Origin of the sequence: Pseudoalteromonas sp. P1-25 (genome assembly GCF_001401805.1) — a bacterium.
Lineage (GTDB): Bacteria > Pseudomonadota > Gammaproteobacteria > Enterobacterales > Alteromonadaceae > Pseudoalteromonas.
In genome coordinates this window covers 33,230-46,864 of record NZ_LKDW01000021.1, presented here as the reverse complement: position 1 = coordinate 46,864, position 13,635 = coordinate 33,230, and the positions used below count along the sequence as shown (strand labels likewise).

General features: G+C 38.6%; 12 protein-coding genes. All 12 read left to right on the top strand.

Features of this window, described 5'->3' with window-relative positions; all coding sequences use genetic code 11:
* The first annotated feature begins 1 nt into the window (after nt 1).
* The 12 genes from tssB to AN393_RS13210 all read left to right on the top strand — a co-directional run bounded on the left by tssB (nt 2) and on the right by AN393_RS13210 (nt 13,633).
* A complete protein-coding gene (tssB, locus tag AN393_RS13265; protein WP_055018331.1) occupies nt 2-505 on the top strand; it encodes a type VI secretion system contractile sheath small subunit in 504 nt (167 codons plus the stop codon).
* Entirely contained in the window at nt 502-1,992 is a 1,491-nt protein-coding gene (gene tssC, locus AN393_RS13260; RefSeq protein WP_055018330.1) for a type VI secretion system contractile sheath large subunit, read from the top strand. Before tssB ends, tssC (AN393_RS13260) begins: the two co-directional genes overlap by 4 nt.
* A 36-nt stretch (nt 1,993-2,028) precedes the next feature.
* On the top strand, nt 2,029-3,555 hold the full coding sequence (gene tssC / locus AN393_RS13255; protein ID WP_055018329.1) for a type VI secretion system contractile sheath large subunit: 1,527 nt from the start codon (nt 2,029-2,031) through the stop codon (nt 3,553-3,555).
* A gap of 2 nt (nt 3,556-3,557) precedes the next feature.
* Nucleotides 3,558-4,334 carry a type VI secretion system accessory protein TagJ gene (locus AN393_RS13250; RefSeq protein WP_055018328.1) on the top strand — a complete coding sequence of 259 codons (777 nt, stop codon included), beginning with the start codon at nt 3,558-3,560 and terminating at the stop codon, nt 4,332-4,334.
* Between the two features lie 17 nt (nt 4,335-4,351).
* Nucleotides 4,352-4,837 carry a type VI secretion system baseplate subunit TssE gene (gene tssE, locus AN393_RS13245; RefSeq protein WP_055018327.1) on the top strand — a complete coding sequence of 162 codons (486 nt, stop codon included), beginning with the start codon at nt 4,352-4,354 and terminating at the stop codon, nt 4,835-4,837.
* A complete protein-coding gene (gene tssF / locus AN393_RS13240) occupies nt 4,834-6,660 on the top strand; it encodes a type VI secretion system baseplate subunit TssF (protein ID WP_055018326.1) in 1,827 nt (608 codons plus the stop codon). The genes tssE and tssF overlap by 4 nt, the downstream gene beginning before the upstream one ends.
* Nucleotides 6,657-7,646, top strand: a complete 990-nt coding sequence (gene tssG / locus AN393_RS13235; protein ID WP_055018325.1) for a type VI secretion system baseplate subunit TssG — start codon at nt 6,657-6,659, stop codon at nt 7,644-7,646. The genes tssF and tssG overlap by 4 nt, the downstream gene beginning before the upstream one ends.
* 22 nt (nt 7,647-7,668) lie before the next feature.
* Entirely contained in the window at nt 7,669-10,272 is a 2,604-nt protein-coding gene (tssH, locus tag AN393_RS13230) for a type VI secretion system ATPase TssH (protein ID WP_055018324.1), read from the top strand.
* 237 nt (nt 10,273-10,509) lie between these two features.
* A complete protein-coding gene (locus tag AN393_RS13225) occupies nt 10,510-10,989 on the top strand; it encodes a type VI secretion system tube protein Hcp (RefSeq protein ID WP_024032870.1) in 480 nt (159 codons plus the stop codon).
* A 74-nt stretch (nt 10,990-11,063) separates the two neighbouring features.
* Nucleotides 11,064-12,941 carry a type VI secretion system Vgr family protein gene (locus AN393_RS13220; RefSeq protein WP_055018323.1) on the top strand — a complete coding sequence of 626 codons (1,878 nt, stop codon included), beginning with the start codon at nt 11,064-11,066 and terminating at the stop codon, nt 12,939-12,941.
* A 7-nt stretch (nt 12,942-12,948) separates the two neighbouring features.
* Nucleotides 12,949-13,305: a hypothetical protein gene (locus AN393_RS13215; RefSeq protein ID WP_055018322.1), complete on the top strand. Its 357-nt coding sequence runs from the start codon at nt 12,949-12,951 to the stop codon at nt 13,303-13,305.
* Between the two features lie 37 nt (nt 13,306-13,342).
* Nucleotides 13,343-13,633, top strand: coding sequence for a PAAR domain-containing protein (locus AN393_RS13210; RefSeq protein WP_055015739.1), 291 nt, complete (start codon nt 13,343-13,345; stop codon nt 13,631-13,633).
* Nucleotides 13,634-13,635: the final 2 nt, after the last annotated feature.

The window sequence follows — 13,635 nt, the reverse complement described above, 5'->3', positions numbered from 1 at the left end:
TATGAGTATCCATGATAAATTAAAACGAGTACGTAAGCCTCGCGTTCACATCACTTATGATGTTGAAACTGAAGGAACTGCGGTAAAAAAAGAATTACCATTTGTTGTTGGTGTAATGGGTGATTTTTCAGGTGATAACACTGAAGCACTAAAGCCGTTAAAAGATAGACGCTTTATTCAAATTGATCGTGAAAACTTTAATGATGTTTTAAAACGCATGAGCCCTTCGTTAAAACTCGTTGTAGAAAATACACTGAGTGATGATGACTCTCAATTTGAGGTTAACCTTAGCTTTAAATCAATCGATGACTTTGAGCCAGCTGCGGTTGTTAATCAGGTTGAACCATTGCGTAAGCTAATGGAAACACGTAATAAATTACGCGATCTAATGACCAAGATTGACCGCTCAGAAGAGCTAGAAAATGTTTTAGAAGAAGTATTAAGTAATACTTCAAGCCTTGATTCTATTGCTAAGGAACTTAAGCTAGAGGAGACTGAAAAATGAGTGCAGAGCAACTAAGTACTGAATTAGAGTCAACAGCTGAGGCAAGCTCATCGTTACTAGAGCAAGCAATTGGCGCCACTAAGCAAACTGATGCAAGTCGTGCAGAAGAGCTACTTAAAACGTTAACTGAAGAGGCATTAAAAGGCACAGTTCAATGGAATAAAAACATGACTGTGACGTTTAATGAAGCAATTCAATTAATCGATCAGAAAATATCAAAGCAGCTTAGTGTTGTTATGCACAGCGACGAGTTTCAAAAGTTAGAAGGTTCTTGGCGTGGGTTACACCACCTTGTAATGAACTCTGAAACAAGCTCAACGCTTAAAATTCGTGTTTTAAACATGAAGAAAAAAGAACTACATAAAGATTTAAGCAAAGCTGTTGAATTTGATCAAAGCCAAACATTTAAAAAGATTTACGAGTCTGAATTTGGTACACCAGGTGGCGAACCTTATGGCACCATTGTGGGTGACTTTGAATTTACTAACCACCCAGAAGATGTTGAAACGTTAAGCTTAATGTCGAATGTGGCAGCGGCTGGCTTCTGTCCATTTATTGCAGCTTCTTCTCCGTCTTTATTTGGCTTTGATAACTGGGAAGAATTGACTAAGCCTCGTGATCTAGAAAAAGTGTTTGAATCATTAGAGTACACAAAATGGCGCTCGTTCAGAGACAGCGATGATTCGCGTTTTGTATCGCTAACTATGCCTCGTTTCTTATCACGCTTACCTTACGGTGCTGCTTCTAAACCTGTAGAAGAGTTTAACTTTGAAGAGTTTGAAGTTGAACCAAAAGCAGGCCGTTCAGTAAGTACTGATAATAGCGACTACTGCTGGAGTAATGCTGCTTACGCAATGGCTACTAATATGACCAAAGCGTTTTCACAATACGGCTTTTGTACTGCAATACGTGGTGCTGAAGGCGGCGGCAAAGTTGAAGGTTTACCAACCCATATTTTCACAAGTGATGATGGCGATCCGGATCTTAAATGCCCAACGGAAATTGGTATAACAGACCGTCGTGAAGCAGAGCTTAGTAAACTGGGTTTCTTACCTTTATGTCACTACAAAAATACTGATTATGCCGTTTTCTTTGGTGGCCAAAGCTGTCAAAAACCGCAAGTATATTCAACGCCTGACGCGACGGCTAATGCTGCTATTTCAGCACGCTTACCCTATTTAATGGCTACATCTCGTTTTGCACATTACTTAAAAGTTATGGCGCGCGATAAAATTGGTAGCTTTATGGAAGCAGAAGATGTTGAATCATGGCTAAACCGTTGGATTCTATCGTATGTAAATGCAACAGAGGGCGGTGGTCAAGATATCAGAGCACGCTACCCGTTAGCCGATGCGAAAGTATCAGTTAAAGAAATACCAGGTCAGCCAGGTGCTTATAACGCAGTGGCATGGTTAAGACCTTGGCTACAAATGGAAGAGCTTACTTCTTCATTACGTCTTGTAGCTAAAATTCCAGAGATTGGTTAATTAACTAATCTTTAGCGTTAAGGATAATGCAGTAAAATGAATCACGAAGAGTTTTCATTTATAAATCAAGACTACGCTTTTCATCAAAAGTCGCAGTCTAGAATTAGCGATAATGATGCTTTGCTTGATAGGTTTTTAAACGAGAAAAACTTAGATAAGGCACTGTTATTGTGGCTTGAAGGCTCTTCTGATTCTCCCATTTCTTGGACCAAAGAATCGCTTGGTCCTTACTTACAACGAATTATTGTTGAACTCGATCAATTAATTTCTCAGCAACTAAATAGTATTATTCATGATGCGCGCTTTCAAAAGATAGAGGCTAGCTGGCGTAATCTATGGTGGTTAACCCTTCAAACAGAACAATACGACAAAGAAAATAAAGTAAAAATAAAAGTATTAAACTGTGATTGGGCAACCCTCTCTAAGGATGTCAGTAAAGCAATAGATTTCGACCAAAGTTACTTTTTTCAGTTACTTTATCAAAGTGAATTTGATAGTGCCGGTGGTGAGCCTTTTGGTGTGGTAATTGGCGACTACGAAATTAGTAATATGCCTTCTAATGGCACTATTTATAACGACATTGATACTATTAAAGAAATCTCGCGTACCGCAGCAGCCGCATTTTCTCCCTTTATATGTTCAGCGTCCCCTAATCTCTTTGGCGCAGATAGTTTTTCTGATCTTGGGTATTATGCAGATTTATTTAATCAATTTGAACAGCCTGAATATGTAAAATGGCAAAGCTTTAGAGAGATGGAAGAGGCGCGCTTTGTTGGTTTAACGTTGCCACATGTTTTAGTAAGAGCACCTTACAGCAACGATGGTAAACGCCATCAAGATTTTTATTTTAAAGAACAAATTAAAAACCCCGAAACAGATATGCTATGGGGTAACGCTGCGTTTCAGTTTGTATCAACAATAGTTAGAGCGTACTGTGATAGTGGTTGGTTTGGGCATATTAGAGGCATAGAGCCGGGAAAAGTATCAAAAGGGCTAGTTACAGGCCTCGCCAAAGATAGTTTTGCAAATGATACATACCAAAAAGAAGCAAAACCACCACTTGATTTATTAGTGACAAGCAAATTTGAAAAACAGTTTTCTGAACTTGGTTTTATTCCAGCCTCATCAGTAACCAATACTGAGCATATTGTTTTTTATAGCAACGCCTCGGTCCAAAAAGCAAAAAATTACGAATCTAGTGCAGCTAACATTAATGCGCGCCTTTCATCTATGTTGCAGTACATTTTATGCGTATCTCGTTTTGCACATTATTTAAAAATATTAGCACGGGACAGAGTGGGCTCTTACATAAATGCCCATGCGTGCGAACGTGACCTACAGTCATGGATCAACAATTATACAACCGCATCAGACTCTGCATCAGAGCAAATCAGAAGTAAATACCCACTGAGTAATGCGCGTATTAAAGTAAGTGAAAACAAAGCAAACCCAGGTCATTTTTTTTCTGTTTTACAATTACAACCCCATTTTCAATTAGATCAAATGGTCTCGAGCATTAAATTAATAACAGAGCTCAGTCCTCACCACAAAATAAAGGAATAACCATGAAGAAAATACATAGCTCGATTCGCGAGGGAAAACTAACTGAAGCACTCTCTTTATGTGCTACAGAGCTTCAAGATGAGCCTTTGAATTTTGACATAAGAAGTATCTATGCAGAATTACTTTGCATCAATGGTGATCTAGAAAAAGCAGATAAACAACTCGACTTTATGGTTCAAAAGAATCCTGAGTTTGCTGTCGGTGCTGTAAATCTTAGACATTTGATCCGTGCTCAGCAATCACGAATAGACTTTTACCAAGGTAAAGGGATCCCTAAATTATTTCATGATGCTGATGAGATAGACACATTGTTTTTAAAAATGCATGTTGCATTGCTAGAGGGCGAAATAGACGAAGCAGCTGAGCTTTCTGCGCAAATGGAAGTTTTAAGAGTTAAGACATTAAGTGATGCAGAGTCTGTGGCACGCGACTTGGACGATACATTAAACCCTTATTTAGAGGTGCTAGGCACAAATGGTGAATTCTACTTGGCAAATTTTAATGAAATTGAGTCGATAAAAGTAGAGCCTGTAAGTTCAGTATTAGAAAGTATTTGGCTGCGCGTTGAAATAACGATTAAAGAAGGCCCTTCAGGTACAGCGCACTTACCGCTTGTCTATGCCAATGCTGAATCGGATCTAGAAAAATTAGGTCAGGTCACGGATTGGGTTGAACTAAAAGATGAATTTATTATTGGTAAAGGCATGAAAATGCTGTTTGTGAATGATGAAGCCATCACAATTCCTAATTTAAAAATTAATGCTGTAGAAGCAGCATAATTTATATTTGAGCAATAATGATAGAACATAAGCAGCAGCTTCAAGCATCAATTTTAGATAGGCTCATTGATGATGAGCCTGACTTTCAAGATGCCCCATCGCGTACCGAAGGGATCACAATAAGTGAGCTACGCAAAAATGTGCGAAGAGACATAGAAGCGCTGCTCAATGCCCGAATACAATGGCATACGTGGCCTGCACAATATAGTGAGCTTGCTACATCGTGTTTATCGTACGGTTTACCTGATTTTTCAAGTATGTCGGTCAGTTCGCATGAAGGCCGAGCACTGCTATGCGAGACAGTTAAAAACACTATTTTAAAATTTGAGCCACGATTTTTAGAAGTTGAAGTATTTACTGATGAGGAAGTGCCGGTTAACCGCGTTTTAAACTTGCGTATTAATGCGCTCTTATACGCTGATCCTGAGCCAGAATTTATAAGCTTTGATTCAGAAGTAGAGCCTGTAAATTTAGGTATGAAGATTATTGAGGCATCATTATGAACGATGAATTATTAAAGTATTACAATCGTGAATTAGCATTTGTGCGTCATTTAGGTAAAGACTTTGCTGAAAAATACCCAAAAGTAGCAGGTCGCTTAAAGCTCAGTGAAGATCATGTTGAAGACCCTCATGTATCACGACTTATTGAATCGTTTGCGTTTTTAACTGCCAATATTAGGCAAAAGCTAGATGACAGTTTTCCTGAACTAACAGATGCTTTGTTAGGTCAAATGCTCCCAGATTACCAAGCACCTATCCCTTCTATGTCGATAGTAAAACTAGAAGCCGAAAACCTTTCAACCGCAGGTGTTGTAATTCCAAGAGCAAGTGAGGTTGAAACTAACGTGGATTCAATGAAGCAATGTAAGTTTCAAACCTGTTACGAAACCTACCTTTGGCCCATTGAAATTACGAAAGCCCAGTTTGATAACAGTCCTTTTGTTGCCCCTAAGCCGCGTTGGCATGAAAAGGCAAAGTCTATATTTAAGTTAGAGCTTAGTGGTGAATATAAGGGTGTATCACTTGCTGAAACGGGTTTAGAAAAACTTCGTGTATATATAAACGGGCAATGGCACCATACTCTTAAAGTTTATGAACTTTTATTTAAACACAGCATTGGTTTAGCCGTAGATAATGGCGAAGAAGGCATCAAATACTTATCAAAAAACCAATTAAAAGCGGTCGGGTTTGAAACACACGAATCCGTTGTCCCTTACTCTCAGCGTTCTGCTGCCGGGTATCGATTACTGGTTGAAAACTTCACCTTTCCTGAGAAGTTTCGTTTTTTTGAACTTGAAGGTATACGTGGTGCATTGCCTAAAAACTCCAACAAATGTGATATTTATATATACCTTGATACCGAATCAAGTGAGCTTGAAAAACAGGTTGATGAGGATATGTTTTTGCTCGGATGTACGCCAATAATTAACTTATTCGAACAAGAGCTTGAGCCAATTCGCCCTGAAATAAGCGAATATGAGTATCAACTTGCACCACGTTATATGGACTCAGAAATTTCAGAAGTAATTGGTATTTCAGAAGTTATAGCGTTTGATCACAAAGGTAATAAACAAGTTGTTGCACCATTTTATGGACAAACTCATCCAAATTATCAAGGTCATGAAGATTTATTTTGGCATATAAGAAGAGAGACAGCGTCGTGGGCGGGCGGATATGTAGAGTCTGGGACCGAGACATTTATGTCATTGGTAGATGCAAAATTTGAAAACAGTGCGATGGAGTATGGTGAAGGTAACTCTGTACTGACTGTACGCGCACATTGCAGTAACCGTAATTTACCTGCAAGTATGCCATTTGGCGACGATGAGCTTGGGTTGCTGATGCCAGAGCGCGGCGATGTGATTAAAAAAATTCGTTGTTTAGCGCCTTTTACGCATGCAGTGAGACCCGTATTAGCTGATGCAACGCGCTGGCAGCTTGTTAACCATTTAACGCTTGATACTTTTAGTGGTGAAGATGCGTGTAATAAATTAAAAGAAGTACTTCGTCTATATGACTTTAGAGCATCGCCTCAAACCAAAGGCCTTATAGATAATATATATCGCGTTAGTATTGAGCCTGCAACTGCACGTGTTATTCAAAAAGGCAGGGTAAGTTTTGTAACTGGCAGCGAAATAGAAATTACTTTTGCTAACGATGACTTTTCGGGTAGTGGCATGTTCTTTTTTGCAGCTGTATTGGAGCATTTCTTTGCCCAGTTTGCCGCTATAAATAGTTACACACGTTTGAGCTTGCGTTTAAAAGAGCAAGAGCAAATATATTATCAGTGGCCTGCACGCGTAGGTGATAGACCATTACTATGATAAAGCAACTGATCGCTCAAGCTTCTCAAGTCGATTTTTATAAAGCGGTTTTCATTATTGAAAACCAGCTTAAAAAGCGTGGCTTAGATTATCGCCATGTAGGTTACGATAGCAACCCAAAGCAAGAACTAATAAAATTTACAGCAACGCAAAAGTTTGGCTACCCAGGAAATGCAATTACCAAATTAGAAGAAACTGGCTTTGAAGATGGTTTGCACAAGGTCAATATGCAGGTTTCATTTATGGGGTTAACTGGCTGCTCTGGTGCATTACCGCAATTTTATAGTGAACTGGTTATGCAAAGGCTGCGCTATAAAGACACGACCATGCGCGATTTCTACGACATGTTTAATCATCGCCTCATCTCTTTGTATTACCGAGCTTGGAAAAAATATAAGCCTTCATTAAACCATGTAAACAATGACAAAAATAAAGACCCATATACCAAAATTTTGGGGCTCCTAAGTGGTGGCTATAATGAACATCAGTTGCATTTTTCGGGTCTGTACAGCCGAAAAATTCGCAATGCATTTGATTTACAAAGTGTGCTCAGTTCATACCTTGGCTGCGAAGTGAAAATAAAACAAATGGTTGGTCAATGGCATGAACTTCACGAACAAGAGCAAACACGTCTTGCAAGCCAAGTACTATTTGAAGGTCAGCATGCTCAGTTAGGTGTAGATACCATGCTAGGTAAAAAGGTTTGGGATGTCTCTTCTAATATTGAAGTGCATATAAAATCAAATGAACCAAAAAAAGCAAAACTTCTTTTACCAAAAGGGGCTTTGTTTGAACTAGCAAATAAAATTACGAAAGACTACGTTGGAAATTCAATTCAGTTCCGCTTAGTTATTGAAACTGACTTTCAGCATTTAGGCGCCGCTCAGCTGGCTAAGAATGACTGCCAATTAGGCGCAAATTCTTTTTTAGCGGTACAAAATAACAAATCAAAATCTAACCCTACTAAGTTATCGTTTAAGGGATAATTAAAATTAAAAGGAACACTGTATGTCTTCGATGACACTCAATAAATTAGTTGAAAAACTAAGCCCTGATTGCAGAAAAAGCCTAGAGGCGGCGGTTGCAATTTGTAATAGCAGAAGCCACTTTACAGTGGAGCTTGAACACTGGTTACTTGCCATGATTGAGCAGCAACTAGATGACGTTAGGCTTATTTTTGGCTCTTTTGACATTGATATAGAAAAAGTAAAACAAGACTTAAATCAATCTCTAGAAGCGTTTAAAACCGGTAGTGAGTCCTCACCTAGTTTATCTGTGCATGTTACGAGTCTATTAAAGCAATCTTGGTTAAGTACCAGTATTGAATTTACTGATAACCAAATACGCAGTGCCTACGTTATTTATACGCTTGTAAAAGACGATACCTTGTCGAGCTTGGTAACACGTTGTAGTAAGTTATTTAATAAAATAGAGCCAGGGCAATTACTCCATGCATGGCCAGAAATAGTCGCTCAATCGCAAGAGCGTAATCACTCAGTACAAAGCACGGCTAGCCAATCGGCTACAAACTCTAAAACACCGAGCCTTGATCAGTTTACTGTTGATTTAACGGCGCAAGCAAAAGCCGGAAAAATAGATCCTATTTTGGGCCGCGACTTCGAAATTCGCCAAATGGTAGATATTTTAACTAGGCGTCGTCAAAACAACCCAATTTTAACCGGTGAAGCGGGTGTAGGTAAAACAGCTGTAGTTGAAGGCTTAGCTTTAAGAATCGCACAAAAAGATGTACCGGCTGTGCTGCAGAATGTGAAAATTCACAGCTTAGATTTAGCACTATTACAAGCTGGCGCTGGCATGAAAGGCGAATTTGAAAATCGTCTTAAATCATTAATTAACGAAGTGAAAAATTCAGTTAACCCAGTTATTTTATTTATTGATGAAGCTCATACGATGATTGGTAGCGGTGGAGCTGCAGGCCAAAACGATGCTGCTAACTTATTAAAACCAGCACTAGCCCGTGGCGAGCTTAGAACCATTGCTGCCACAACGTGGGCTGAATATAAAAAGTTTTTTGAAAAGGATGCTGCGCTAACACGTCGTTTCCAAGTGGTGAAAGTAGAAGAGCCAACGCCAGAAAAAGCCGTGGCTATGTTACGTGGTTTAGTACCTGTGATGGAAAAACACCATAAAGTGTTTATATCTGAGCAGGCTCTTGAAAGTGCAGTGCACTTATCGCATCGCTATATTACGGCAAGGCAATTACCCGATAAAGCCGTGGCATTATTAGATACTGCCTGCGCACGGGTGGCAATGAGCCAAGCATCTACACCAAACACTATAGAGCAACTTGTAAATCGTTTAAGTGAAATAGAAACACAAGTGCAGATGCTACACCGTGAACAAAAAACAGGTTTAGATCATTCAGTGCAATTAGATACACTTAAAACTGAACTTGTAACTATTGAAGAGCAGTTAGCGCCATTAGCAGAGCAATTTAAAGTAGAAAAAGAAATTGTTGCTGAGCTTAATAAGACACTCGAGTCTATTAACTCAGATCAAGAAAATTCATCAGATGAAATTTTAGCCAACCTTAAGCAGAGCAAAGAAAAGTTAACTGCTTTTGAACATAATATGGTTCATTGGCAAGTGGATGAAGAGCTTATTGCACAGGTTATATCAGATTGGACTGGCATCCCTGTAGGTAAAATGCACGAAGATGAAATACATGGCATTTTAAACCTTGCACAGGAAATGAAAAAACGCGTAGTAGGGCAAGATCACGCGTTAGATTTAATCGCTAAAGTAGTGCAAACATCTCGCGCTCAACTAGCAGATGAAAGCCGACCTAATGGCATTTTTATGCTGGCAGGCCCAAGTGGTGTAGGTAAAACTGAGACTGCACTATCGCTAGCGCAGGAGGTGTACGGCAGTGAAGAGAATGTCACTGTTATTAATATGTCTGAATTTAAAGAAGAGCATAAAGTGTCGCTACTGCTTGGTTCACCTCCTGGTTATGTAGGCTATGGCGAAGGTGGCATATTAACCGAAGCCGTAAGAAGAAAACCATACAGCGTAGTACTGCTTGATGAAATGGAAAAAGCACACCCTGGTGTACAAGATATTTTTTATCAAGTGTTTGATAAAGGTACAATAAAAGACGGTGAAGGCCGTGATATCGACTTCAAAAATACAATTATAATTATGACCTCAAATGTGGGTACTGATACCACTATGAGCTTATTTGAAGACGAAGAAAGTAAGCCAAGTATTAAAGGCTTATTAAAAGCATTACAAGATGATTTACTCGCTTCATTTAAGCCTGCTTTTTTAGGTCGTATTAATGTAATTCCGTACATCCCTCTAAGTGACGATATTCTTTCAGAAATTGCCTCATTACAAATAGCGAAAATTGTAAAACGCGTTAATAAGCATTACGACGCTGAGCTTAAATATGAAAGTGATGTAATAGAATATATTATTGATAATTGCCAAAATGCAGGGTCCGGTGCTAGGAACATACACACTATTTTGCAAAATAAATTATTGCCTTTATTATCTGAAGTTTTACTTTCAAGCATGATTGATGATAAAGAAATAAATAGTATAAAGTTGGCTGTAAAAGATAATGAATTTGATATTGAGTTAAATTAAAGTTTATTTAAATTAACTCTCTATTAAGGTTGTTTCTTTATTTTTAGGGTATTATAATTTTGTTGCCTTAAATCACTACATGGAATTTTGAGACATTGTCTTCATCTAAGGAAAGGAATCTGAAGGCCTTTTCATTGCTGTATTAAAGATAATGATTTCAAAGGAATTTTTGGGAAACCAAAGTAAATAATCCAGTCTAAATGGATAACATTGTTTAATTAAAAGGAGCATTATCAAATGCAAGCAAATACATATTTAAAATACGGTTCAATCAAAGGCGAAACTACAGCTGAATCTTTCAAAGATTTAATCACAGTATTATCTTTAGATTGGAACGTAAGCCGTGAAATTAGTGCAGCAACTGGTACAGCAATGGACCGTGAGTCTAGCTCTACTCGTCTTGGCGATGTAACTATCACTAAACTTCAAGATAAAGCATCTCCGGATCTTTTCAAAGAAGCAACTATTGGTAAAGGCCTTCCAGCTATTTTCCATATCACTAAACAAGGTGATAAAGTTGAAGAAATCATGAAAATCGAACTTACAGATGCAATGATTTCTAGCTACTCTGTATCAGTTCAAAACGATCGTCCTATTGAAACAATCACTATCAGCTACACAGAAATGATGATGACTGTTACTCCAACAGACGACAAAAATAACATTACTGCTCCACTTGTATACGGTTACAGCGGTGTTAAAGGTCAACAAATGTAATTTTTGTTACCTTATAATGGCTCTGGGCTTTTGCTCAGAGCTTTTTTTGATCTTTAGGATGGGAAAGGCAAGGAATGCAACAAGCAACACAAGATAATAACGTAATTCAAATTAGCACCCCTGCTGGTAAAGATGCCCTCTATTTAACCCGATTTGTTGCCCAAGAGGCAATGTCAGATTTATTTGTTATGTCTGCCAATATGTACACGATTGGTAAACAAATAGCGCACGAAGATTTAGTAGGTAAGCCTGTATCTATTAAAGTAAAAAATGCTCAAGGCGGTGGTGAGCGTTACTATCACGGAATAGTAAGTCACTTAGTTTCAAATGGTAGCCGCACAGCTGATGTAGAAGAACAAAAAAACTATATAGATTACCAAGCAACTATCGTCCCGTTTGCAGCATCAATGCGCAATCGTAAAAACAGCCGAATATTCCAAAAGAAAACTATTAAAGAAATTTTTGCTGACTTATTTGGTCAGCATAATGTTGCCTTTAGTGATAAAACCAGTAAAACATACCCTAAATATGAGTACTGCGTTCAGTATCAAGAGTCAGACTTTGACTTTATCCAACGACTTTTTCAACAAGAAGGTATTTTTTACTTTTTTGAGCACACCAATAGCAACCACACACTGGTACTTGCAGATGATATAACTGCATACGAGGTATGTGACGAAGCGAAAGTTGTTTATTCAACTGGCCATTTAAGCGAATCACACGTATCGCGTTGGCAGGGTGGTTTAAGCATAGCACCTGGCAGCTTTAAACGCGTTGGTTACGATTTTAAGCAGCCATCACGCTACCCAGACGGAGAGCAAGCTAATCCAGAGCTACCAACTCAATCAGTATCAGAAATTTTTGAATACACAGGCGAGCAAGAATGCCACCCACGTGCGGCAAACTTAGCGTCTGTTCAGCTTGAGTCACTACAGCGAGACATGAAGCTTTCTAGTGGTCGTAGTGACTGTCGCTCATTCACTGTGGGTAAACTCTTTAGCTTTAAAAAGCACGAAGACCCACGCCTTGAGGGTAAAACATTTGTCATAACCTCTATGATGACCTCAATTACAGTGCCTAACCAATCTGGTTCGCAACAGTCATCGGTAGAGGAAGTTTATTCAAATCATTTTGAATGTGTCCCAAAAGAAATCCCTTATAGAGCACAAATAAATAAGAAAAAACCGGTAATTAGCGGTGTACAAACTGCAATTGTTACTGGCGATAGCGCCGATGAGATAATGATTGATCAATATGGTCGCGTAAAAGTGCAGTTTGATTGGGACCGAGAAGGCAAAAAGGATTCAAAAAGCTCATGCTGGATCCGTGTAGCGCAAAACTGGGCGGGTAAAAAGTGGGGGGCGTTTTTCTTCCCACGAGTTGGCCAAGAAGTCCTAGTAGACTTTATAAATGGCGACCCAGATCAACCTATTATTAGTGGCGCTGTTTACAACGCAGATTTAATGCCTCCGTACGCATTACCTGGCGAAAAAACACAAAGTGGTATCAAAACACGCTCTACTAAAGAAGGCGGGGCTGATAACTTTAATGAGCTAAGGTTTGAAGATAAAAAAGGCAGCGAACTTGTTTATATTCAAGCAGAAAAAGACAAACAGCTTTACGTAAAAAATGACCAAAACGACAAAACAGATCATGACCATAATATTGAAATTGGCAACGATCGAAAAGTTGATATTGGCAATAATGAAACCCTTAAAGTGGCTAAAAACCGCAGCGATGATATAGGTGAAAACGACACATTAAAAGTGGGTAAAACACTTAATATTGAGGCGGGTGACGAAATAGTAATTAAAACTGGCTCTGCACAAATTAAAATGAGCAGTAGCGGTAATATAACTATAGAAGGCACTAATATAGATATTAAAGGCAGTAATGTTAAAGTTGATGGTAGTGCCATTACTTTATCTGCCGGTATGATTAAATTAAATTAGTGCAATTATGGAAATAATAAATAGCTTTTACTCAGGGTATAGAAACGGAGTTAATAATAATGGACATGTTGTATATTGTCGTTATGGATTGCCTTATTTAATTTGTTTGCCAATAAATAGGCCAGATGATCCGTTGCTAAATCCTGCATTAATGCATTTAAAAGCGATGAACGGTTATTACGCTAATCAGTTTTTAAGTAATTTACATAACGCATTAAATAGTGAAGATGTTATAGCCGCTTTGTATCAATATGCTTTGCAAAGCTCTGTATCTATTTCTGATTATAATAAAGCGGAATTAATTGATACGTTATCGGGTTTAGTTGCTCAAAGTAAGTTATTAATTATTCCTTTATTTGATTAGGTTTATTGTTAAAAAGTAAATAAGACAAGGAGTCTTTATGGGTAAGCCCGCAGCTACAATTGGTCATATGCATGTATGTCCTAAAACAACAGGTACAGTCCCTCATGTTGGCGGCCCTGTTGTGGTTGGCTCTGCTAATGTATTAATAGGTGGAATGCCTGCGGCACGTAAAGGCGATATGTTAGTATGTGTTGGCCCACCCGACAGCATAAAGTCAGGCTCTGGTAGCGTAAAAATTAACGGTAAACCCGCAGCTCGAATGGGTGATGATAGCTCCCACGGCGGAAAAATTGTAGTTGGCAACCCTACTGTATTAATAGGTGGCTAATT